At 67.2% G+C, this 22,515-nt stretch carries 24 protein-coding genes; 8 read left to right on the top strand and 16 right to left on the bottom strand.

What is annotated here, in order from left to right:
* Positions 1–115: 115 nt before the first annotated feature.
* Genes slmA through argB form a run of 3 tightly spaced genes read right to left on the bottom strand, consistent with a single transcriptional unit; the run spans position 116 to position 2,432 of the window.
* On the bottom strand, positions 116–778 hold the full coding sequence (gene slmA / locus ACT2FV_RS32370; protein ID WP_124627020.1) for a nucleoid occlusion factor SlmA: 663 nt from the start codon (positions 776–778) through the stop codon (positions 116–118).
* On the bottom strand, positions 745–1,536 hold the full coding sequence (locus tag ACT2FV_RS32365; RefSeq protein WP_059607470.1) for a pyrimidine 5'-nucleotidase: 792 nt from the start codon (positions 1,534–1,536) through the stop codon (positions 745–747). Before ACT2FV_RS32365 ends, slmA begins: the two co-directional genes overlap by 34 nt.
* Positions 1,533–2,432: an acetylglutamate kinase gene (gene argB, locus ACT2FV_RS32360; RefSeq protein WP_059534964.1), complete on the bottom strand. Its 900-nt coding sequence runs from the start codon at positions 2,430–2,432 to the stop codon at positions 1,533–1,535. The genes ACT2FV_RS32365 and argB overlap by 4 nt, the downstream gene beginning before the upstream one ends.
* A 295-nt stretch (positions 2,433–2,727) precedes the next feature.
* On the opposite strand from argB, the gene ACT2FV_RS32355 reads away from it, so the two are divergent.
* The 3 genes from ACT2FV_RS32355 to ACT2FV_RS32345 all read left to right on the top strand — a co-directional run bounded on the left by ACT2FV_RS32355 (position 2,728) and on the right by ACT2FV_RS32345 (position 5,027).
* Entirely contained in the window at positions 2,728–2,952 is a 225-nt protein-coding gene (locus ACT2FV_RS32355) for a cysteine-rich CWC family protein (RefSeq protein ID WP_059607468.1), read from the top strand.
* A 112-nt stretch (positions 2,953–3,064) separates the two neighbouring features.
* Positions 3,065–4,471 carry an ATP-binding protein gene (locus tag ACT2FV_RS32350; RefSeq protein WP_174920050.1) on the top strand — a complete coding sequence of 469 codons (1,407 nt, stop codon included), beginning with the start codon at positions 3,065–3,067 and terminating at the stop codon, positions 4,469–4,471.
* A 13-nt stretch (positions 4,472–4,484) separates the two neighbouring features.
* The gene (locus tag ACT2FV_RS32345) at positions 4,485–5,027 is read left to right on the top strand and encodes a response regulator transcription factor (protein WP_044847841.1); all 543 of its coding nucleotides are present in this window, start codon (positions 4,485–4,487) and stop codon (positions 5,025–5,027) included.
* A gap of 83 nt (positions 5,028–5,110) precedes the next feature.
* On the opposite strand, the gene hslU is transcribed toward ACT2FV_RS32345, so the two are convergent.
* The 9 genes from hslU to ACT2FV_RS32300 all read right to left on the bottom strand — a co-directional run bounded on the left by hslU (position 5,111) and on the right by ACT2FV_RS32300 (position 14,452).
* Complete coding sequence (hslU, locus tag ACT2FV_RS32340; protein WP_124902916.1) at positions 5,111–6,454, bottom strand: ATP-dependent protease ATPase subunit HslU; 1,344 nt, start codon at positions 6,452–6,454, stop codon at positions 5,111–5,113.
* Positions 6,455–6,464: 10 nt separating this feature from the next.
* The gene (gene hslV, locus ACT2FV_RS32335) at positions 6,465–7,001 is read right to left on the bottom strand and encodes an ATP-dependent protease subunit HslV (protein WP_006760749.1); all 537 of its coding nucleotides are present in this window, start codon (positions 6,999–7,001) and stop codon (positions 6,465–6,467) included.
* Between the two features lie 237 nt (positions 7,002–7,238).
* Entirely contained in the window at positions 7,239–7,655 is a 417-nt protein-coding gene (gene dksA / locus ACT2FV_RS32330; RefSeq protein ID WP_006477498.1) for an RNA polymerase-binding protein DksA, read from the bottom strand.
* Positions 7,656–8,149: 494 nt separating this feature from the next.
* On the bottom strand, positions 8,150–9,220 hold the full coding sequence (locus ACT2FV_RS32325) for a CobW family GTP-binding protein (RefSeq protein WP_059607463.1): 1,071 nt from the start codon (positions 9,218–9,220) through the stop codon (positions 8,150–8,152).
* 198 nt (positions 9,221–9,418) lie between these two features.
* The gene (locus ACT2FV_RS32320) at positions 9,419–10,633 is read right to left on the bottom strand and encodes a class I SAM-dependent rRNA methyltransferase (RefSeq protein ID WP_059607461.1); all 1,215 of its coding nucleotides are present in this window, start codon (positions 10,631–10,633) and stop codon (positions 9,419–9,421) included.
* A 76-nt stretch (positions 10,634–10,709) separates the two neighbouring features.
* Positions 10,710–11,630 carry a tyrosine recombinase XerC gene (gene xerC / locus ACT2FV_RS32315; protein ID WP_059607459.1) on the bottom strand — a complete coding sequence of 307 codons (921 nt, stop codon included), beginning with the start codon at positions 11,628–11,630 and terminating at the stop codon, positions 10,710–10,712.
* A gap of 10 nt (positions 11,631–11,640) precedes the next feature.
* On the bottom strand, positions 11,641–12,366 hold the full coding sequence (locus tag ACT2FV_RS32310) for a DUF484 family protein (protein ID WP_444505411.1): 726 nt from the start codon (positions 12,364–12,366) through the stop codon (positions 11,641–11,643).
* Between the two features lie 36 nt (positions 12,367–12,402).
* Entirely contained in the window at positions 12,403–13,272 is an 870-nt protein-coding gene (gene dapF / locus ACT2FV_RS32305) for a diaminopimelate epimerase (RefSeq protein WP_151051079.1), read from the bottom strand.
* A gap of 295 nt (positions 13,273–13,567) precedes the next feature.
* On the bottom strand, positions 13,568–14,452 hold the full coding sequence (locus tag ACT2FV_RS32300; RefSeq protein WP_151051082.1) for a lipid A biosynthesis lauroyl acyltransferase: 885 nt from the start codon (positions 14,450–14,452) through the stop codon (positions 13,568–13,570).
* A gap of 265 nt (positions 14,453–14,717) precedes the next feature.
* Between ACT2FV_RS32300 and metK the strand changes: the two genes are divergently transcribed.
* Positions 14,718–15,905, top strand: a complete 1,188-nt coding sequence (gene metK / locus ACT2FV_RS32295) for a methionine adenosyltransferase (RefSeq protein ID WP_059607451.1) — start codon at positions 14,718–14,720, stop codon at positions 15,903–15,905.
* 117 nt (positions 15,906–16,022) lie between these two features.
* On the opposite strand, the gene ACT2FV_RS32290 is transcribed toward metK, so the two are convergent.
* Positions 16,023–16,364 carry a hypothetical protein gene (locus ACT2FV_RS32290; RefSeq protein WP_059678994.1) on the bottom strand — a complete coding sequence of 114 codons (342 nt, stop codon included), beginning with the start codon at positions 16,362–16,364 and terminating at the stop codon, positions 16,023–16,025.
* 353 nt (positions 16,365–16,717) lie between these two features.
* On the opposite strand from ACT2FV_RS32290, the gene ACT2FV_RS32285 reads away from it, so the two are divergent.
* Entirely contained in the window at positions 16,718–17,491 is a 774-nt protein-coding gene (locus tag ACT2FV_RS32285; protein WP_059607448.1) for a phytanoyl-CoA dioxygenase family protein, read from the top strand.
* A 149-nt stretch (positions 17,492–17,640) separates the two neighbouring features.
* On the opposite strand, the gene ACT2FV_RS32280 is transcribed toward ACT2FV_RS32285, so the two are convergent.
* Entirely contained in the window at positions 17,641–17,847 is a 207-nt protein-coding gene (locus ACT2FV_RS32280; protein ID WP_059448449.1) for a DUF3185 family protein, read from the bottom strand.
* Positions 17,848–18,031: 184 nt separating this feature from the next.
* On the opposite strand from ACT2FV_RS32280, the gene mgrA reads away from it, so the two are divergent.
* A complete protein-coding gene (mgrA, locus tag ACT2FV_RS32275) occupies positions 18,032–19,075 on the top strand; it encodes an L-glyceraldehyde 3-phosphate reductase (protein WP_124627003.1) in 1,044 nt (347 codons plus the stop codon).
* Between the two features lie 119 nt (positions 19,076–19,194).
* On the opposite strand, the gene ACT2FV_RS32270 is transcribed toward mgrA, so the two are convergent.
* Positions 19,195–19,380, bottom strand: a complete 186-nt coding sequence (locus ACT2FV_RS32270; RefSeq protein ID WP_014895742.1) for a hypothetical protein — start codon at positions 19,378–19,380, stop codon at positions 19,195–19,197.
* 302 nt (positions 19,381–19,682) lie between these two features.
* On the bottom strand, positions 19,683–20,564 hold the full coding sequence (locus ACT2FV_RS32265; RefSeq protein WP_444505410.1) for a DMT family transporter: 882 nt from the start codon (positions 20,562–20,564) through the stop codon (positions 19,683–19,685).
* A 627-nt stretch (positions 20,565–21,191) separates the two neighbouring features.
* Here ACT2FV_RS32265 and ACT2FV_RS32260 point away from each other — a divergent pair.
* Together ACT2FV_RS32260 and ACT2FV_RS32255 are read left to right on the top strand one after the other, a co-directional pair.
* The gene (locus tag ACT2FV_RS32260) at positions 21,192–21,404 is read left to right on the top strand and encodes a hypothetical protein (RefSeq protein WP_011886311.1); all 213 of its coding nucleotides are present in this window, start codon (positions 21,192–21,194) and stop codon (positions 21,402–21,404) included.
* A gap of 58 nt (positions 21,405–21,462) precedes the next feature.
* Positions 21,463–22,485 (top strand): serine/threonine protein kinase, encoded by a 1,023-nt coding sequence (locus ACT2FV_RS32255; RefSeq protein ID WP_124626999.1) that lies wholly within the window; start codon positions 21,463–21,465, stop codon positions 22,483–22,485.
* Positions 22,486–22,515: the final 30 nt, after the last annotated feature.

Below are 22,515 nucleotides of genomic sequence, written 5' to 3'. Positions count from 1 at the left end.
GCCCGCAATCGAGTCAGCAAATCGGCGCGCTTCCGACCCGCCACCCAAGGTGGCAGGTCGGAGGAGTATAGCGGAATTCCGCGGAGCGCGGATTTCGCGGGCCGGCTGCGCCCGGCTACTGCAGGATCAGCCGCAAATGCGCATCGGCCTGCTCGCCGGGCGGCCTCTGGAAGCCGCCTTTCGCGAACCGGTGCCACTTGCCGATCACGTAGCTGACGAGCAGGCTCGCGCGCGCGGCGGGATCGTAATCGGCCGGCAGCACGAACGGCGCGGCGCCATCGGGCGCCTGCGCCTCGGTACGCGCGACCCGCAGGCACTGCTTGACGGTCGCCTCGATCCGGTCGAGCAGCTGGTTCACGCGCTCGGTGAGCCGCTCGTCCTCGCCGACCAGCGCCTCGCCCGTCAGCACGCGCGTCATGCCCGGATTCTTCGCCGCGAAATTGAGCATCGTCAGCGCGATCGTGCGCGCCTGCTGCACGCCGTTCGGCTCCTTCGCGACGATCTGGTTGACGAGCCCGAACAGTGCCTGCTCGATGAACTCGATCAGGCCTTCGTACATCTTCGCCTTGCTGGTGAAATGCCGGTACAGCGCGGCTTCCGACACGTCGAGGCGGGCCGCGAGCGCGGCCGTCGTGATTTTTTCGGGCTTCGGCGCCTCGAGCATCGCGGCGAGCGTCTGCAGGATCATCACGCGACGCTCGCCCGGCTTCGGGCGCGTGCGGGACGGCGTGGCCTGGTCTTCCTTTACGGCTTGGTCCTGCGGGTAAGTCGGCTGCATTTCTGTCGCCCCGATCGTGTGCCCAGTCGGAGCGATTTTAACGAACGAATGCGCTGGTCGACATATTGCGGGCGGCCGATGTTCGGCAGATGGCCCGGCAGGTGCCCGGTGATCCACACCGTGCCGATGCCGAGGCGCTTGTAGCGCTTCAGGTGGCTGCGGGTATCTTCGACGAGGATCGCGTCTTCGAGCCGCGCATGCGCGGCGCGCAGAATCCGGCGCAGCATCGTGTGGTCGGGCTTCGCGCGCCATGTGCGACGGTCGCGCATGTGCTCGATCGCGATCACGCGCTCGAACAGGCGCTCGATGCGCAACTCGCGCAGCACCGCGCGCGCGTAGTTCTCGGGCGCGTTGGTCAGCACGAACTTGCGGCCCGGCAGCGCGGCGACGATGCGCGCGAGGCCGCGCTCGGCGCGCAGCATCGCGGGCAGGTCGGAAAACGTGTGGACGACGCGCAGGAAGTCGTGCGGATCGATCGGGTGATGGCGCGCGAGGCCGAGGAGCGCGGCGCCGTAGCGCTGCGTGTAGCCGGTGCGCAGCCGGTCGGCTTCGGCTCGCCCGACGTGGAGCGTGTCGATGATGTACTGCGTCATCGCGCGGTTGATCTCCGGAAAGATCGCGTGCGATGCGTGATGGAGCGTGTTGTCGAGATCGAACAGCCAGACGGGCGCGCCGGCGCGCGGCCGGCTGCGGGAGATGCGCCGGCGTCGCAGCGACGCCGGCAGGTCGGGGCTGGAGGTTTTGCGGCGCGCGCTCAATGCGAGCGGATCATCGTGCCGAACGGCTGCTCGGTCAGGATTTCCAGCAGCACCGAGTGCTCGATCCGGCCGTCGACGATGTGCACCGACTTCACGCCGCTCTTTGCAGCGTCGAGCGCCGACGAGATCTTCGGCAGCATGCCGCCCGAGATCGTGCCGTCCGCGAACAGCGCGTCGATCTCGCGCGCCGACAGGTCGGTCAGCAGGTTGCCGTCCTTGTCCATCACGCCGGGGATGTTGGTCATCATCAGCAGCTTCTCGGCGTTCAGCACCGTCGCGAGCTTGCCCGCGACGAGGTCCGCGTTGATGTTGTACGAGAGGCCGTCCTCGCCGAAGCCGATCGGCGAGATCACCGGGATGAACGCGTCGTCCTGCAGCGCTTTCACGACCGCCGGGTTGATCGCCTCGACTTCGCCGACCTGGCCGATGTCGATGTACTGGCCCGGATTGTCGCGGTCCGGCATCAGCAGCTTGCGTGCGTGGATCAGGCCGCCGTCCTTGCCCGTCAGGCCCACCGCATGGCCGCCGAAGTGGTTGATCAGCATCACGATGTCCTGCTGGACTTCGCCGCCCAGCACCCATTCGACGACTTCCATCGTCTCTTCGTCGGTCACGCGCATGCCCTGGATGAAGGTGCCGGCCTTGCCGATCTTCTTCAGCGCGTGATCGATCTGTGGGCCGCCGCCGTGGACGATCACCGGATTGATGCCGACCAGTTTCAGCAGGATCACGTCACGCGCGAAGCCTTGCTTGAGCCGCTCTTCCGTCATCGCGTTGCCGCCGTATTTGATCACCACGGTCTTGCCGTGGTAGCGGCGGATGTACGGCAGTGCCTCCGCGAGGATTTCTGCCTTCAGCGTGGGGGCGATCTGCGAGAGGTCGATGGGCTCGGACATGGCGGCGGCTCTGGCTGGGAACGGTTGAAACAGGGCGAATTGTACAGGAGTGGCGCAGCGCAGCATCGGGTTTTTGGGCTGGCCGGACGGCCGATCGCGCGGGCCGGTCGCCGCGCGCGGCGGCCCGCCGGCCATGGTGCCGGACCCCGCGCGGCGCGCCCGCGGCGGCGGGGTGGACAGCGCGACGGCCTGCGTCGGCGGCATGCATCGGCCGAGCGGCCGACGTGCAAAATCCGTCCGCCGCGCTATGCTTGTCGCGTAGGGTGACGTTCCTGCCCGCTTCCGCGTTTCCGCCATGACCGATACCGCCGCCGACGCCCGTTCGACGCCGCGCCGCGCGCGTTGCCCACGCTGCGGGCGCGGCTTCGACTGCGGCGCTCGCACCCAGCCATTCGACTGCTGGTGCGCGTCGATGCCGACCCTGTCCGGCGGCGCGCCGCCGGCGGCCGGTACGCGCTGCCTCTGCCCGGAGTGTCTCGCCGCCGAGATCGCGCAGCGCATGGCACGCGAGGCCGGCTGACGGCGCGGGCCCGTGCAACCCGACTCGACGCCGGCTCGTCCGGTGCGCCGTCCGTCCGCGCTGAACCGGCCCCCGATAGAGGTGCCGGGCGCTAAACGGGTAAACTGCCCGGATGCAACGAATTACCACCACCGGGCGCGTCAACCTCAGTCACCTGTTCTGGCTGCGCAATCTCGCGATCATCGGCCAGCTCGTGACGATCGGCGTCGTGCAGACCTATTTCGGCGTGCATCTGCCGTTGCCGGCGATGCTGATGGTCATCGCGCTCGAAATCGTTTTCAACGCGCTGACCTGGGTGCGCGTGCTGCGCGCGCGGCCCGAGACCAATTTCGAGCTGCTCGGCCAGCTGTGGGTCGACCTCGGCGCGCTGTCGGCGCTGCTGTTCCTGTCGGGCGGCACGACCAACCCGTTCGTGTCGCTATACCTGCCGTCGCTCGCGATCGCGGCGGCCGTGCTGCCGTGGCACCTGATGATCTGGCTCGCGGCGTTCGCGGTCGCGTGCTACGCGGCGCTCGGATTCGATTCGGTGCCGCTCAACATGGACAACCCGGCGAATCTGTTCGACTACTACCGCACGGGGATGTGGGCGAACTTCATGGTCAGCGTCGGGCTGATCGCATGGTTCGTCGCGCGCATGTCGAACGCGCTGCGCCAGCGCGATGCGGCGCTCGGCGAAGCGCAGGCGCACCTGCTGCGCGACGAGCGGGCGGTCGCGCTCGGCGTGCAGGCCGCCACCGTCGCGCACGAGATGGGTACGCCGCTGTCGACGATCGCAATGCTTGCGGAGGAGCTGCGCGATGCGGCGCGCGCCGATCCTGGGCTCGCGCGCTACGAGGCCGACCTGAAGGTGCTGGAAGAACAGATGACGCTCTGCACGTCGGCGCTCGCGCGCCTGCGCAGCCGGGCGAGCGCGCCGGCGAGCCGCCAGCCGGTGGACGACTGGCTCGACACGTTCGTCGAGCACTGGCGCCTGAGGCATCCGCACGTGCAGTTCGAACTGCTCGGCGCGCGCCCGTCGGGCGTTGGGCTCGACGACACGGTCGCGGCCGGCCAGATCCTGACGATCCTGCTCGACAACGCCGCACGGGCGAGCCCGCACCGCGTGACGCTGGCCGCGAAGCTTGCGCATCACGAGCGGGCTGCGGACCAGATCGAATTCGAGGTATGCGACGACGGCCCCGGCATTCCGGCCGCGCTGCGCGAATCGCTCGGCTCGATGCCGGTCGACAGCACGCAGGGCGGCCACGGGGTCGGCCTGTACCTCGCGTTCAGCGCGGCCGTGCGTCTCGGCGGCGAGATCGAGCTGTCCGATGTCACGCCGCGCGCGGGGGGCGGCAACGGGCGCAGCCATGGCGGCGCGAACGGACACGCGGCAGGTGCGTCGGGCCAGCGCGCGACCGAACGAGCGACGGCCACGCCGGACGGCCGCCCGGCCGGCACCCCCGGCCGCGGCACGCGCGCGGTGCTGCGCCTGCCGGTGGCACGTATCGCGGTGCCGGCCGCCTCAACCAACACGTAGACGGAGAAACCACATGAGCGAGAACAATTTCCTGGTGATCGACGACAACGAGGTGTTCGCGGGCACGCTCGCGCGCGGCCTCGAGCGCCGCGGCTATGCGGTCCAGCAGGCGCACGACAAGGAGGCGGCGCTGCGGCTGGCGGCCGGCGGCAAGTTCCAGTTCATCACCGTCGACCTGCATCTCGGCGACGATTCGGGCCTGAGCCTGATCGCGCCGCTGTGCGACCTGCAGCCCGACGCGCGGATTCTCGTGCTGACCGGCTACGCGAGCATCGCGACCGCCGTGCAGGCGGTGAAGGAAGGCGCTGACAACTATCTGGCGAAGCCCGCGAACATCGAGTCGATCCTGGCCGCGCTGCAGACCAACGCGAGCGAAGTGCAGGCAGACGAGGCGCTCGAGAATCCGGTCGTGCTGTCGGTCGACCGGCTCGAATGGGAGCACATCCAGCGCGTGCTGGCGGAGAACAACAACAACATCTCGGCGACCGCGCGCGCGCTGAACATGCACCGCCGCACGCTGCAACGCAAGCTCGCGAAGAAGCCGGTGCGGCAGTAAGGGGCGCGGCTGCATCGGCCGGGCGCACCAACGAAAACGGGCGGCCCGTCGGGCCGCCCGTTTCGCATTCGACGCCGCGTGCGTTACAGCACGTAGCGCGACAGGTCTTCGTCCTGCGACACTTCGCCGAGCGCGCGATCGACGTACTTCGCGTCGATCGTGACGCGCTCGCTGGCGTGATTGCCGGCCGAGAACGACACCTCCTCGAGCAGCTTCTCGATCACCGTATACAGCCGGCGCGCACCGATGTTCTCGGTCTTTTCGTTGACCGCGTACGCGATCTCGGCGAGGCGGCGGATGCCGTCTTCGGCGAACTCGAGCTGCACGTCCTCGGTGGCGAGCAGCGCCTGGTACTGCTTGACGAGGCTCGCGTCGGTCGCGTCGAGGATCGCCTCGAAGTCTTCCACCGACAGCGAATCGAGTTCGACGCGGATCGGAAAGCGCCCCTGCAGTTCGGGAATCAGGTCGCTCGGCTTGGCCAGGTGGAACGCGCCGCTCGCGATGAACAGGATGTGATCGGTCTTCACCATCCCGTACTTCGTGTTGATCGTCGTGCCTTCGACGAGCGGCAGCAGGTCGCGCTGCACGCCCTGGCGCGACACTTCGCCGCCGCTGCCTTCGTTGTTGCGCGACGTGATCTTGTCGATCTCGTCGAGGAACACGATGCCGTTCTGCTCGACGTTCTGCACGGCCTTCGTCTTCACTTCCTCGTCGTTGAGCATCTTCGCCGCTTCCTCGTCGGTCAGCAGCTTCAGCGCTTCCTTGATCTTCACCTTGCGGCGCTGCTTCTTGCCGCTGCCGAGGTTCGAGAACATCGAGCGGATCTGCTCGGTCATTTCCTCCATCCCCGGCGGCGCCATGATTTCCATGCCGGCCGTCGGCTGCTCGAGGTCGAGTTCGACTTCCTTGTCGTCGAGCTGGCCTTCGCGCAGGCGCTTGCGGAAGGTCTGGCGCGTCGCGTTGTTGTCGTCGTTCGCGTGATCCGCGTTGCCGCCGAAGCCCACCGCGCGCGGTTGCGGCAGCAGGATGTCGAGGATGCGGTCTTCCGCCTGGTCGGTTGCCTTGCTGCGCACCTTGCGCATCTCGGATTCGCGCGTCTGCTTGACCGAGATCTCGATCAGGTCGCGCACGATGCTGTCGACGTCGCGGCCGACGTAGCCGACTTCGGTGAACTTGGTCGCCTCGATCTTGATGAACGGCGCGTCGGCGAGCTTCGCAAGGCGGCGCGCGATTTCGGTCTTGCCGACACCGGTCGGCCCGATCATCAGGATGTTCTTCGGCGTGATTTCCGTGCGCAGCGGATCGGCGACCTGCTGGCGGCGCCAGCGGTTGCGCAGCGCGACCGCGACGGCCTTCTTCGCCTTGTTCTGGCCGATGATGTGCTTGTCGAGTTCCGAGACGATCTCGGCAGGGGTCATGGTGCTCATGGTGCGGTCCTTACTCGATCGTTTCGATGATGCGGTTGTGGTTCGTGTAGATGCACATGTCGCCGGCGATCTCGAGCGATTTCTCGACGATCTCGCGCGGGGACAGCTCGGTGTTCTCCGCGAGCGCGCGGGCCGCAGCTTGCGCATAGGCGCCGCCCGAACCGATCGCACAAATGCCGCCTTCCGGGTCGAGCACGTCGCCATTGCCGGTGATCACGAGTGTGGTGGTCGCATCGGCCGTGATCAGCATCGCCTCGAGGCGGCGCAGCATCCGGTCGGTGCGCCAGTCCTTCGCGAGCTCGACGGCCGCGCGGGTCAGGTTGCCCTGGTGCTTCTCGAGCTTCGCCTCGAAGCGATCGAGCAGCGAGAACGCATCGGCGGTGCCGCCCGCGAATCCGACCAGTACCTGGTTGTTGTAGATCCGCCGCACTTTCCGCGCGCCACCCTTCATGACGATGTTGCCGAGGGTTACCTGGCCGTCGCCGCCAAGCGCGACCTTGTCGCCGCGCCGGACCGAAACGATGGTCGTGCCGTGAAATTGCTCCATCTGCGTTCCTTGAGAAAAACGGGGAAGAGTCGGGCGGCGCGGGGCGCCGCCGCTTGAATCGCAGTGCGCCGGGGAGCGGCCCGGCGCGCGTCCGATTCATTTTAGGGCGGGCGCCGGGATATCAAGAGGGGGAGGCAAATCGGCCGGCGGGCAGGGAACCGGTGCCGGAAAAACAAAAAGCGCGCGGCAGGCCGCGCGCTTTCGGGAAGCAGCGTGTCGGAGCGGAACGCCGCTCGATCAGTCGCCGAACAGCTTCTGGCGCAGTTCGCGGCGCTCTTGCGCCTCGAGCGACAGCGTGGCCGTCGGGCGCGCGAGCAGGCGCGGGATGCCGATCGGCTCGCCGGTTTCCTCGCACCAGCCGTAATCGCCGGAATCGATGCGGGCGAGCGACTGTTGAACCTTCTTGAGGAGCTTGCGTTCGCGATCGCGCGTGCGCAGTTCGAGCGCGTGCTCTTCCTCGATCGTCGCGCGATCGGCGGGATCGGGCACGATCACCGTCTCGCGCAGGTTCTCGGTCGTCTGGCCTGCGTTCTTGAGGATGTCCGCCTGCAACTGTTCGAGCCGATTTTTGAAGAAGGCGAGCTGATCCTCATTCATGTAATCCTTGTCGCTCATCTTCAGGATTTCGGCTTCGGTCAAGAGTTTCTTCGTCATCTGCTTGCTTCTTCAATGTGCGGCAAATCAAGAGATATTGCCTGCACTTTGGGATTACCCGCAACTGCGCTTGCAATCATTTGCGATATGCCGCCGCGGGGCCGAAAGCCTCTGGAAAACCGGTTCTCAAATACCAGGATAGCCCTGGCGCGGATTTGCGCGCGCGGCGAACCGGTGTGCTGCGCGGCAGATCGCATCGGCCGCGGCCGGGTGGCGGATGGGCGATCCGGCGCGGTTGCGATGCCCGGTCAATGGTTCAGCAAGAACCGGGCCTGTTATTGCCGTACTCCAGCGGGCACGTATTGTAACTGAATCGCAAGCGGGCGCCGTATCGGGTCGATCCCCGTCGGCTGCGCCAATATCTAGAAAATATAACGCGCAAATCGCGAAAAAGCGATGACGGCGAAACCCTGCCCGGAAAAGGCACCGCGCAAGCGCCGCGGCCGCCCCGGAAGGCGGCCGCATGGAAGGCGCGCGACGCCGGGCCAGAAGGCTCAGGCGAGGCAGGCGTCGAGGCCGTCGGTGATCAGGTCCTGCGGCAGGTCGACGCCGATGAACACCATCTTGTTGGTCTTCTTCTCGACCGGCAGCCACTTCGCGGCGAGGTCGCTGCCCATCATCTGGTGCACGCCCTGGAACACGACCTTGCGGTCGACGCCCTTCATGTACAGCACGCCCTTGTAGCGCAGCATCCGTTCGCCGTAGATCTGCAGGATGCCGCCGAGGAAGTCTTCCAGCTTGTTCGGGTCGAACGGGCGGTCGTTGCGGTACACGAACGACTTGATCTTGTCGTCGTGGTGCGCGTGGTGGTGGCCGTGGTCGTGATCGTGCGCGCATTGACCGTGATCGTGGTCGCAATGCGCGTGATCGTGATCATGGTCGTGATCGTGGTGATGGTGCGCGTGGTCGTCCTCGGCGAGGAAGTCCGGATCGATCTCGAGCTTCGCATTCAGGTTGAAGCCGCGCAGGTCGAAGATTTCCTTGATGTCGGCTTCGCCGAAGTTCACGACCTTGATCGTCGCCTTCGGGTTCATGTGCATCAGGCGGTGCTTGAGCGCCGCGACGGCCTGGTCGTCGACCAGGTCCGACTTCGTGATGAACAGGCGATCGGCGAAGCCGACCTGGCGCTGCACCACTTCGTGTTCGTCGAGCTGCGCGTTCGCGTGCTTGGCGTCGACCAGCGTGATGACCGCGTCGAGCAGGAAATCGTCGGCGATTTCGCTGTCGATGAAGAAGGTTTGCGCGACGGGGCCCGGGTTCGCAAGGCCGGTCGTTTCGATCACGATGCGGTCGAAGTCGAGCTTGCCTTCGCGCTTCTTCGCGGCCAGATCGCCGAGCGCGCGTGCGAGGTCGCCGCGGATCGTGCAGCAGATGCAGCCGTTGCTCATCTGGATGATCTGCTCGTTCGTGTCCTGAACGAGGATCTCGTTGTCGATGTTTTCTTCGCCGAACTCGTTCTCGATCACGGCGATCTTCATGCCGTGCTGTTCGTTCAGGATGCGCTTGAGCAGGGTCGTCTTGCCGCTGCCGAGGAAGCCGGTGAGGATGGTGACGGGAGTGGCCATGTCGGTCGCCTGTGGTTCGTGAATCGGGGTCAAAACCAGGATGTGTGCGTCGCGCCGTCGACTCGCAAGCCGGGGCGCACAACCATCCATTGAAACATACCTGTCAAGCCTTCGCCTGTCGTCCGGACGACAGGCTCGAGCGCGTGGCCGCCAGCCGGGCGGCCCGGCGGACGCGGGTGTGCGCGTAGATCGGGGCGATCAGACGATTTGCAACAGCAGGCCCTTCAGATATTCGCCTTCCGGGAACGCGGCGAGCAGCGGGTGATCGACGCCCGCGCCGAGCCGCTTCAGGATCCGCGCGTCAACCTTCGCGTCGGCGGCCGCGCCCGCGACGATCTTCTGGAACAGGTCCATGTCGATCGCGCCCGAGCAGGAATACGTGAACAGCAGGCCGCCCGGACGCAGCAGCTTGAAGCCGCTCAGGTTGATGTCCTTGTATGCGCGTGATGCGCGGTCGACGCTGTCGCGGGTCGGCGCGAACTTCGGCGGATCGAGCACGATCAGGTCGAAGCGCTCGCCTTCGTCGACGAGGCGGCGCAGTGTCTTGAACGCGTCCGCGTCGAGCCAGGTCGCGCGCTCGGCATCGAAGCCGTTCGCGACGACGTTCTGCTGCGCGAGCGCGAGCGCGTCGCCCGACGAGTCGATCGACACGACACGGTTCGCGCCGCCCTTGAGCGCCGCGAGCGAGAAGCCGCCCGTGTAGCAGAAGCAGTTGAGCACGTCGCGGCCGGCCGCGTATTGCGCGACGAGTGCGCGGTTATCGCGCTGGTCGACGTAGAAGCCCGTCTTGTGGCCGTTCGGCACGTCGACGTGATAACGCACGCCGTTTTCGTTCGCGATCAGCGTCGCGGGCGGCGCGTCGCCGGCGAGCACGCCGGTCGTCTGTTCGAGCCCTTCCTTGTCGCGGATCGACACGTCCGAGCGTTCGTACACGTTCGGGCAGCCGGTCGCGCCGCTGAGTGCCGCGACGATCGCGTCCTTCCACGCCTCGACGCCCGCCGCCATGAACTGGCACACGAGCTGGCCGCGCGGTGCGGCGCCCGGCTCGGCCGTGTCCGCGACGTAATAGTCGACGATCAGCCCCGGCAGCCCGTCGGCTTCGCCGAACACGAGCCGCACCGCGCCCGTGCCCGACACCATCGTCGTGCGGTGCGCGACCGCGCGCTGCACGCGGCGCTTGAAGAAGGCGTGATCGATCGGTTCGTTCTCGTCGAAGCTCCACACGCGCACGCGGATCTGCGACTGCGGGCTGTACGCGCCGCGCGCGAGGAAGCGGCCGTCGTGCGCGCGGACGATCACGGTCGCGCCGGGCGCGGGCTTGCCGTCGACGCGGTCGATCGCATTGGCGTAGATCCACGGATGGCGGCGCAGCAGCGATTTTTCCTTGGACGGCTTGAGGGTGACGGTTTGCATGATGAGATCGAAAGGGGCCGTGCGCGAAGCCGACCTTGGCCGGTCGCCGCGCGCGGCGGGTAACACGGGAAGCGCGTCAGTCGCGCTTCTTCGCGCGCGGATGCGCGCTGTCGTAAATTTTCGCGAGATGCTGGAAGTCGAGCGACGTATAGACCTGCGTGGCGGAGACGCTCGCGTGGCCCAGCAGTTCCTGCACCGCGCGCAGGTCGCCGCTCGACTGCAGCACGTGCGTTGCGAACGAATGGCGCAGCACGTGCGGGTGGACGTTGGCGGGAATGCCCGCGGCCAGCGCCGCGCGCTTCACGCGGTCGCGCACGACGCCGGGCGCCATCCGGTTGCCGCGCACGGACACGAACAGCGGATGCGGATCGTGCTTCACGAATTCGCCGCGCACGGCGAGCCACGCGTTCAGCGCCTCGATCGCCTTGCGGCCGACCGGCACCTTGCGTTCCTTGTTGCCCTTGCCGCGCACGGTGACTTCGGCCTCGGCGAGATCGAGCCAGCCGGCCGAGCGGTAGCCGTCCGCCTGCGTGTACATGACGTCGAGCCCGACCAGTTCGGCGAGGCGCAACCCGGACGAATAGAAGAGTTCGAGGATCGCGTGATCGCGGATGCCTTCGGTCGTACCGGCGAGCGGCGCGTCCATCAGTGCCGATGCGTCGTCGACCGAAAGTGCCTTCGGCAGGGTTTTCGGGCGCTTCGGCGCACGCACCGCGGCGACGGGGTTCGCCGGCATCTCGATGCGCTGCGCGAGCCAGCGGTAGAACGCGCGCCACGCGGACAGCCGGTGCGAGATCGAGCGCGCGGACAGCCCGCCCGCATGCGCGCGCGCGACCGCGCCGCGCATGTCGGCAGCCGTGAGCGCCTCGAGCGGGCGGCCGGCGGCGAGCTTCTTCAGTTCGTCGAGTTCGTGCGTATACGCACGCAGCGTGTGTTCCGACAGCTGCCTGACGTGCTTCAGGTTCGACAGGTAGGCGGCGATCGGATCGTCGGTCATGGGCGCGGCATCAGTGCGGCAGGAGGCGCGTGAGCGCGGCGCTCGCGAGCGCCGCGATCTGTGCGAGGAAGTCGGTCGCCATCCCGTCGTGGAAGCGGCGCGGATCGGGCGAGCCGAGCACCAGCAGGCCGAACGCGGGGGCGTCGGTGCCGCCGAGCGGCGCGCGCAGCGCGAGCAGCGCGACCGACGTGGCCGCGCCGTCGCCGGCCGGCGCGGCTTCAGCGCCTTCCGCCGCATTCGCGGCCGGCGCCGCGAGCGCGGGTGCGAGCCACTGGGCCGCTTCGAATCCGGTGTTCGCGCCGCAGTACGGCGTCGACAGCCCGTTCGTGAACAGGCGCACTTCCTCGCCGACCTGGCGCGCGAAGTCGGCCTGCGAGTAGGTGTCGGCGACGTCCCACACGCGCAGCGCGGTTTGCGGCACGTCGAACACCTCGGCGATGCCGTCGGCGATCGTGCGCGGCAGCGCGTACGGATCGCGTTCCGCGATCACGCGCGCGGTCCAGCGGCTGAACTTCGCGGACAGGCTGTCGTTCTCGTGGCCGTAGCGCACGAGCTCGGCGAGCCGGCGCTCGAGATGCTTGTTCTTGTCGCGCAGCATTTCCATCTGCCGCTCCTGCAGCGAGATCGCGGCCTTGCCGTGCGGATTCGCGAGACGGATCGTCGCGAGCAGTTCCGCGTGTTGCGCGAAGAATTCGGGATTGGCGAGCAGGTAGTCAGCGACTTCGCGATCGTTCATGTGGCTGGAGCGTTCAGTTATCAGGACGTTGCAGGGTCAGACGTTCAGGTCGATCTCGCCTTCGAACACGGTCGCGGCGGGCCCGGCCATCATCAGCGCGGCGGTTTCGTCGCGCGCGCCGTCCCAGCTGATCGTCAGCGTGCCGCCGTGCGTGTGCACGGTTACCGGCGAATCGAGCAGGCCGCGCCGGATGCCGGCCGCCACCGCCGCGCACGCGCCGGTGCCGCACGCGAGCGTCTCGCCCGCGCCGCGCTCGTACACGCGCAGCTTCACCTCGTTGCGCGACACGATCTGCATGAAGCCGGCATTCACGCGCTGCGGGAAGCGGACGTGAAGCTCGATCAGCGGGCCTTCTTCGAGCACCGGATACGCTTCGGCGTCTTCGACGACCTGCACCGCGTGCGGGTTGCCCATCGACACCGTCGAGATCCAGCGCGTCGCGCCGCCGACGTCGAGCGGCCACAGGGTGTCGTTACCTTCCGTCCGGCCGTCGAGCCCCGAGGCGTCGAACGGCACCTGCGCCGGCGCGAATATGGGTGCGCCCATGTCGACGACGACTTCGCCGTCGTCCTGCATCGTCAGTGTGATCAGGCCCTTCATCACCTGCACGCGCACGCTGCGCTTGTCGGTCAGGCCGCGGTCGCTGACGAACTTCACGAAGCAGCGCGCGCCGTTGCCGCAGTGCTCGACCTCGCCGCCGTCGCAATTGAAGATCCGGTACTTGAAATCCGCGCCGTCGACGGTCGGTTTCTCGACGAGCAGCAACTGGTCGGCGCCGATGCCGAAGTGTCGGTCGGCGAGCGCGCGCACCTGCGCCTCGGTGAGCGGCGGCAGCGCGCGCGAATAGCTGTCGAGCACGACGAAGTCGTTGCCCGCGCCGTGCATCTTGGTGAACGAGAGTTTCACTGGGTCCGGAATTCCATGGCGAACAGGGCGGTCGGCACGGCGGACGCGGCGTGCCGCGATGGCGTGCGGCGTCGTTCGTCGTGCTGATCTCAACCGCAAATGATACATGCAGCCGACAGGGGCGTCCTGCGCGGGCGGGGCGTCATTCGGGTGGCTAGGCGGGGAAAGCGGCGGGACGGCGGATCCGTGGCTCGCGCAGCAATCGGCCCACGGTCTCTGGCAGGGGCGCGCGCAAGGCGCGCCGAAGGTGGCACGGCTGCAGGCGCGCATCGTGCCGCGCGCCCGCGGGTTCGGCTCAGTAGAGGCTCGGCTCGCCGGGCGGGCGCGTCTTGAAGCGCTTGTGCACCCAGTAATACTGCTCCGGCATCAGCGGAATCTGCTCCTCGAGGAATTCGTTCATCCGCCGCGCGTCGAGATCGTCGTCGCCGGTCGGGTAGTTGTCCCACGGCTTGAACACCTTCAGCCGGTAGCCCTTGTAGTTCGGCAGCACCTCGCCGATGAACGGCACGACCTGCGCGCGGCCCGTCTTGGCGAGCCGGCCGACGGCCGTCAGCGTGCACGCCGGCACGCCGAAGAAGGGGACGAACGTCGAGTTGCGCATCCCGTAGTCCATGTCCGCGCCGAGCATCACGGGCTTGCGGTCGCGCAGCCAGCGCAGCACGATACGCGCGCTGTCTGCGCGGCCCGCCAGTTCCGCACCGAAGCGGCTGCGGCCGGCTTTGGCGGCGGCGTCGATTTCCGGGTTCTTCATCGGCGTGTAGAGCGATCCGCACACACGGCCGAGTGCGAGATTGATCGCCATCGAGCCGGCCTCGATGCCGACGAAATGGAGACCGAGCAGGAGGGTGGGCGGCATGTCCGGATCGCTCAGGTCGATCTCGCTGTCGATCGTGAACAGCTTGCGGTAGGCCTGTTCCGACGCGAACCACTGGTAGCTGCGCTCGACGTAGCTGCGGATCGCGTGGCGGAAGTGCTGGCCCGCCACTTCCTCGCGCCGTTCGTCGCTCCAGTCGGGGAAGCAGAGTTTCAGATTGGTATGTACGATGCGCTTTCGCCGGCTGGGAATCTGGTACAGCAGCCAGCCGAGGCCGTCGCCGAACCGTGCGGTCAAGCCGTACGGCAGCAGGGCGAGCAGCTTCAGCAAGCCGATGGCGAGGTGCGTGCCGAGGCGGCCTAGCATGCGGAATCTCCGTGGGGCCGGCTGGCCGGCACGTTGCGAACAGGGGGGTAGGACAGCGGACGATGCAGCACGAGTGGCGCTCTGTGACAATTCACGAAAGCCGCTATAATACGGGCTTCGCCGAGTTAACTGACAACTTGCGGGGCGAAGCCGGCTGGCGCGAAGCGCGCTGCCCGGTCCTGGTAATCCGCTAAAGCGTCGCCGCTTCAGGCCCAACGAAGCTGGCTACGTGAAACCAACCGTAACCACACAGGAGCCTGAAAAAGTGGCAAACGATTATCTCTTCACGTCCGAATCCGTCTCCGAAGGCCATCCGGACAAAGTCGCGGACCAAATCTCGGACGCGATTCTCGACGCCATCCTCGAGCAGGACAAATACTCCCGCGTTGCAGCCGAAACGCTGTGCAACACGGGTCTCGTCGTTCTGGCCGGTGAAATCACCACGACGGCCAACATCGATTACATCCAGATCGCGCGCGACACCATCAAGCGCATCGGCTACGACAACACCGACTACGGCATCGACTACAAGGGTTGCGCGGTGCTCGTCGCGTACGACAAGCAGTCGCCGGACATCGCGCAAGGCGTCGACCGCGCGCATGACGACAACCTCGATCAAGGCGCGGGCGACCAGGGTCTGATGTTCGGTTACGCATGCGACGAAACGCCGGAACTGATGCCGCTGCCGATCCACCTGTCGCACCGTCTCGTCGAGCGCCAGGCGAGCCTGCGCCGCGACGGCCGCCTGCCGTGGCTGCGCCCGGACGCGAAGTCGCAAGTGACGATCCGCTACGTCGACGGCAAGCCCGATTCGATCGACACCGTCGTGCTGTCGACGCAGCATGCACCGGACATCGAACTGCCGGCGCTGCGCGAAGCCGTGATCGAGGAAATCATCAAGCCGACGCTGCCGGCCGACCTGATCAAGGGCGACATCAAGTTCCTGGTGAACCCGACCGGCCGGTTCGTGATCGGCGGTCCGCAGGGCGACTGCGGCCTGACGGGCCGCAAGATCATCGTCGACACCTACGGCGGTGCCGCACCGCACGGCGGCGGCGCGTTCTCGGGCAAGGATCCGTCGAAGGTCGACCGTTCGGCAGCGTATGCCGGCCGTTACGTCGCGAAGAACATCGTCGCGGCAGGCCTCGCCTCGCGCGCGCTGATCCAGGTGTCGTACGCGATCGGCGTGGCCGAGCCGACCTCGGTGATGGTCAACACGTTCGGCACGGGCCGCGTGTCGGATGCGGTGATCACGAAGCTCGTGCGCGAGCATTTCGACCTGCGTCCGAAGGGCATCATCAAGATGCTCGACCTGCTGCGCCCGATCTACGAGAAGACGGCAGCTTACGGCCACTTCGGCCGCGAAGAGCCGGAATTCTCGTGGGAAGCGACCGACAAGGCGCTCGCACTGGCCGAAGCGGCCGGCGTGGAGCCGACGGCACGCGTCGCGTAAGCGTCGTCCGCCCGAAACAAAAAACCCCGGCATGCCGGGGTTTTTTTATGCGCGTCGATCGCCAGCGGGATGACGGCATCGCTGCGATCGTGGCGAGCACTGCCCGCCGGCGCGGGTTCAGCGTGCGCTGAACCCGAACCAGCCGTTGCTGGCCGCGAGGCGGCGCGGGCGGTTGATGCGGCGCTGCGGGCCCAGCGTGCGGCGCAGCGCGAGCGCGCGCAGCGACGACGGCTTCTGCAGCAGCGAGCGCAGGCCGGCGCGGCGTGCGAACGCCTGCGCGCTCATCATCGAGAAGAACGCGTGGAACCAGGCGCGGATGCCGTCCAGCCGGCTGTGCGCGTGCGTATGCTCGGCGAGCGCCCGTGTGCGTGCGCGGTGATGGCGCAGCGGGCGGGCGGGAGCGGACGGCGTGACGCGCTTCGCAGTGCGGTTGAGACGGGAAGTCAGACGGAGTGGCATGTGAACGATGCTTCGCTTGTATGGATGGCGCTCTTGAAAAGCGCACTGGTATGAACGGCCTCGGATGGCGCAACGGATCTTACCGAAAGTCGTTGCGCGCCGCGCCCGCCAGAATTGACAGGCCGCGACAGGCTACAAGGGATTCGTGACGTGCAAAAGTCGCGATAAACCCTTGTGCCGCAAGCGTGTCGCTGCATACCGCCTGTCGCTGAGGCTCGCGCCGCGCCGCACAGTTCCCTTGCGCCAGATCAAAACGACGATTGGCATGCCCCTGCGCACGACAATGGCGCTGTTCGCGGCATCCGGCGCCGATTTACAATCGTCACATTCACACGATAAACGTCTGGCATCCCATGTCGTCTCCATTGCAGTTGGAATCGATCCGCGCGCAAGTCGCGGAATTGCGCGAACGCGGCTTCGTCGTCGCGCGCGGCCTTGTCGACGAGGCGCAGTGCGCGGCGCTCAAGCAGATCGCGGCGCGCCAGTTGCAGGAAGCGGCGGAGCCGATCGAGTTCGAGGCGGATTTGCGCTACCCGGGCGCGCCCGAGTCGAAGCATGCGCCGGGCGGGCATACGGTGCGACGGCTGCTGGACGCCTACACGCGCGATCCGGCGTTCGCCGCGCGCGCGATCGCACCCGAAATCGGCGAGTGGATGCGCGAGTATTTCGGCGAGCAGCCGGTGCTTTCACGCGCGCATCACAACTGCATGATGACGAAGCACCCCGCATACGGCAGCCTGACGGGCTGGCATCGCGACTTCCGCTACTGGTCGTTCGAACGCGCGGACATGGTGTCGGTGTGGCTCGCGCTCGGGCCGGAAACGAATGAAAACGGTGCGCTCTGGCTGGTGCCGGGTTCGCACACGGCCGAATTCGGGCCGGAAGCGTTCGACGACGCGAAGTTCTTCCGCAGCGACCTGCCGGAAAACCGCAAGATGATCGACGCGGCAACCTGCCCGTCGCTCCAGACGGGCGACGTCGTGTTCTTCCACTGCAACACGCTGCATTCGGCGGGGCAGAACCGCTCCGACCAGGTGAAGTTCTCGCTCGTCTATACGTACCACGGCGTGAGCAACCGGCCGACGCCGGGCACGCGTTCGGCGGCGAAGCCGGAAGTGCAGTTCTAGCGGCGGTTCGGGCGGCGATGCAGCCGCGCCGCTTGTCCGATGGGGCACTGCGGCCGCGCGGGCGGATGAACAAACGGGCGGCCTGGGCCGCCCGTTGCATTTCGTGCAGCCCGCTCCGCAACGCGGGCCGCCATCGCGCGGCTGCGCGATCAGCGCTTGTTGGCCGGCATCGCGAGGCCGATCAGGCCGATCAGCGATGCGACGGCGCCGCCGGCGATCAGCAGGATCGTCTTCGTGGCGGGCGAGCCGGTGAAGAAGCGCGACACGTTGTCGTTGATCGAATGGAACGACTGGCCGCCGAAATACAGCAGCACGACGCCGCCGACGAGCAGCGCAACCGAGATGACCCGGGACATACCAACCTCGCTGTAACGGTGATTCGAGACGCCGCAGTGTAGGCGACGCACGCGGCTGCGTCCATTGCCGTGCGCGCTTCGCCCACGTTCGATACCATAACCGTCGTACGTTTCCCTCGCCGCCGGCGCGCGATGTTCGCGCGCGGCGCGCGTCCCATCCCCGACGTCTTCACGGAACCGACTCATGGCCTACGAAGCAGCTTCCGAACGTTATGCCGACATGCAATACCGCACCTGCGGCAAATCCGGGCTCAAACTGCCCGCCCTGTCGCTCGGCCTGTGGCACAACTTCGGCGACTCGACGCCGATCGCGACGCAGCGCGACATCCTGCGCACCGCGTTCGACCTCGGCATCAATCATTTCGACCTCGCGAACAACTATGGGCCGCCGTACGGCAGCGCCGAAACCAACTTCGGCCGGCTGCTGAAGGAAGATTTCCGGCCGTACCGCGACGAGCTGCTGATCTCGACGAAGGCCGGCTGGGACATGTGGCCGGGGCCTTACGGCAGCGGCGGCGGGTCGCGCAAGTACGTGCTCGCGAGCCTCGACCAGAGCCTGCAGCGGATGGGGCTCGACTACGTCGACATCTTCTATTCGCATCGCTTCGACGCGCACACGCCGCTCGAGGAAACCGCCGGCGCGCTCGCATCGGCCGTGCAGCAGGGCAAGGCGCTGTACATCGGCATTTCGTCGTACTCGGCCGCAAAGACGCGCGAGATGGCCCAACTGCTCGCGCAATACAAGGTGCCGCTGCTGATCCACCAGCCGTCGTACAACCTGCTGAACCGCTGGGTCGAGGAGGATCTGCTCGGCACGCTCGACGACATCGGCACGGGCAGCATCGCGTTCACGCCGCTCGCGCAGGGGCTGCTGACGTCGAAATACCTGAACGGCGTGCCGGCCGATGCGCGCGTGAACAAGCCGGGCGGCGGCTCGCTGAAGCAGGATCACCTGAGCGCGGACAACCTCGAGCACGTGCGCAAGCTCGACGGCATCGCCCAGCGGCGCGGGCAGAGCCTCGCGCAGATGGCGCTCGCCTGGGTGTTGCGCAATGGCCGCGTGACGTCCGCACTGATCGGCGCAAGCCGTCCGGAGCAAGTGCGCGAAAACGTCGGCGCGCTGAAGAATCTCGAATTCTCGGCCGACGAACTCGCGGAGATCGATCGCTACGCGACCGAGGGTGGCATCAATCTGTGGGAAAAACCGTCCACCGATCAGGCGATCTGATCGGCATCAAGGACAGTCGATACGGGATGCGAACCATTGCATGCCGTATCGCTGCGCACGCACACAAACGGCTACGTCGCTGCGATGCCGCGGCGTGACCGGCGCACGCCAACGCGTCGCTAGAGCAGAGCAGGCAGGCCTTCGACGAGCAATACCGCAACGCCGACGCCGAGGATGACGCCGAGCACGCGCAGCAGGTTGTGGCGGAATTCGGTTGCGCACGGCACCGCGCCGAGAAACAGCGCGCCGGCCAGCGCCATCGGAATCAACAGGATGAAGTCGCCGATCGTGAAATAGGTGGTCATGCGTGTCTCCAGAGCCGGCCGGAACAGGCGCACGCGCGTCTTCCAGCCCCATGCCGGGCATTTCTCGTGTTGGGCCGACCCCGATTGCGAACGGGGCGGTCAGTTCGAGTATAGGCAACCTCGCTGCGTTTTTCGCTATCCGAACCATTAAAAGTATGCGGAAAACCCCGGAGAATCTGCATTTTTCCGGCGAGTCGGACGAATGCCTTGCACCATTCTTTCCCGCTCCTTTCGATTCGCGCTGAAACGTCGTACATGTTCGATACGGGCCGCCGCACCCGCGGGCGCGGCGGCCCGTTCGCCTACGCGCGATCGGGGCGCGCGCGAGCGGCCGGGGTGCGGAACACGAGCGCGAGCCCCGCCACGATCGCGCCCATGCCGGCGAGCGCGAGCGGTTCGGGCCGGTTGCCGAGCCAGACCGCGTCCATCAGCGTGGTGAGGACGGGCACGAGATAGAACAGGCTCGTCACGTTGACGAGATCGCCACGTTGCATCAACCGGTAGAACAGCAACTGCGCGATCACCGAGATCACGATGCCGAGCCACAGCAGCGGGACGATGAACGCCCAGCCGACCTCGAGCGAGACCGGCCGGAATGGCAGGATCGCCACGCACAGCGCGAGGCCGATCGCGTTCTGCAGCGGCAGCACGTCGGCAGGCGCCGCGCGCACGTGCTTTTGCAGCAGCGAGCCGGCGGTCAGCGCGACGAGCGCCGTGAGCGCGCAGGCGACGCCCATGATCGGCAGACCCGCACCGCCCACGCCGCGGCACACGACGAGCGCGAGACCGGCGAGCGACAGCCCGAGCCCCGCGACGCGCATCGGTTGCCAGCGCCGCTCGATGATCGCCAGCGTGAGGATCGGCTGCACGCCGAGGATCGTCGCAAGCACGCCCGGCGCGATCCCGCGCTCGAGCGCGAGCAGGTAGAAGATCGAATAGCCGCCCATCATCAGCAGGCCGGTCAGCGCGGCCATGCGCCGCTCGCCGCGCGGCGGCAGCCAGCGTCCGCGCATGATGGCCGGCACGAGCAGCACGAGTGACGCGAGCGCGAATCGTGCGGCGAGAAAGACGAACGCGGATGCGTGGCGCAGACCGAGTTCAGCGAAGATCGCGCCGCTGCTCCACAGCAAGACGAAGAGCGACGTCACGCCATGCGCGGCGAGCGCGCGTTTGAACGAAATCATGTGAATCCACCTGTCGAACGGATCGAAACGTCCCAAGTCGCGCGCGTGGCAACGCGCCGTGCGCAATGACGCACGAACGGCCGCAAACGGGCGAATGGAAAACGGAAACCGAAAGCCGGCTGGTCAGCCGACGCGTGCCGCCGGCGGGGGCGGCGCGGCGCCGACGAGCGGCGGTGCAACAGGAGGAGGGAGGACGGATGGATGCGCGCACGCCTGCGGCCGCGAGTCGAACTGCGGCCGGGATGTTGCGAGAGCGGACGTGAGCGGTTGCATCGGGTCGATTAGCGCTTGAACGCGAATGAGCGTCAAAGGTAACGCAAGGCGGCCGCCGGGCGCAACCGCCGTCGGCGGGAGGCCGGCGCCGCGCGTGTGGCCGGTTTCGGCGGACGGTCACATTCGACAGGGTATGATGGGGGTATCCGTCCGTGCAAGCGCACGCGCGGCGCAGTGGTTGATTGGAGACATTCGACGAATTCGCGGCACTTCGCCTGCTTCTTCTTCTTTTCGCGCTTCGATAAACCGTGAACAATGGGATTACGCGCAACACCCCGACGAGGGCGGCGCGGATCGTGCATTTGCCGGCTCGCCAGCGAGCCGGGTTTCAAGTTTCAAGAGTGGGGAACCATCATGCATGTCGGGTCGATTGTCTGCACTACCCATATCGCCGTGCCGAAGGGCGCGCGCGGCATCGTTCAGCGCGTTCTGGGCGACATGGCCATGGTGACCTGGTACGCCGGCGTGCCAGGCGAGTCGAAGGAACTCAACACCGAGCCGTTCTTTCTCGAGGACCTGATCGACACCGGCGAATCCGTGCTGCCGGCCGGCGCCGCGATCCACTGAGCGCGCGTGCCGTATCGGACGCTCGTGTTTCGGCGCGGCTGACGGCACAATGCGGGGCATGAAAGACGTCACTTCCGCCTCCGCAGCTCCCGCCGGCCCGCCGTTCGCCGGCCTCACGCCCGAGTGCGTGCTCGATGCGCTCGACAGCGTGCTGATGCCGGCCGGACTGCGCACCGACGGGCGCCTGCTCGCCCTCAACAGCTACGAAAACCGCGTCTACCAGGTCGGCATCGAGGACGGCCCGCCCGTCGTCGCGAAGTTCTACCGGCCCGCGCGCTGGTCGGACGAAGCGATTCTGGAAGAACACGCGTTCGTCGCCGAACTCGCCGCGCGCGAGATTCCGGCGGTGCCCGCGCGCGTCGTCGACGGCCGTACGCTGCACGCGTTCGACGGCTTCCGCTTCTCGATCTTCGAGCGGCGCGGCGGCCGCGCGCCCGACCTCGACCGCAGCGACACGCTCGAATGGCTCGGCCGCTTCATCGGCCGGATTCACGCGGTCGGCGCGACGCGGCCGTATGTCGCGCGTCCCGTGCTCGACATCCGCGCGTTCGGCTACGAGCCGCGCGACTACCTGCTCGCGCACGATTTCATTCCCGACGACGTAAGGCCCGCCTACGAGACGGCGGTGACGCTCGCGCTCGAAGGCGTCGAGGCGGCGTTCGAGCGTGCGGGCGAGATCCGCCTGCTGCGCACGCACGGCGACTGTCATCCGAGCAACGTGCTGTGGACCGACGCGGGCCCGCATTTCGTCGACTTCGACGACAGCCGGATGGCGCCCGCGGTCCAGGATCTGTGGCTACTGCTGCCCGGCGATCGCGAAGGCGCGTCGCGCGCGCTCGCGGACCTGCTCGCCGGTTATGAGGACTTCTGCGAATTCGAGCCGCGCGAACTGCATCTGGTCGAAGCGCTGCGCACGCTGCGCTTGATCCACTACGCGGCATGGCTCGCACGCCGCTGGGACGATCCGGCGTTTCCGGCCGCGTTCCCGTGGTTCAACACGCATCGATACTGGGAAGCACGCGTGCTCGAGCTGCGCGAGCAGATCGGCGCGATGCAGGAAGGGCCGCTCTGGCCCGTGTGACGGCGCGCGCGGCAACCTCGCCGCGCGGCA

Source organism: Burkholderia sp. PR2 (assembly GCF_052372875.1).
GTDB lineage: Bacteria > Pseudomonadota > Gammaproteobacteria > Burkholderiales > Burkholderiaceae > Burkholderia > Burkholderia diffusa.
Note: the sequence above shows the minus strand (reverse complement) of the source record. Positions and strands in the feature narration are given on the sequence as shown.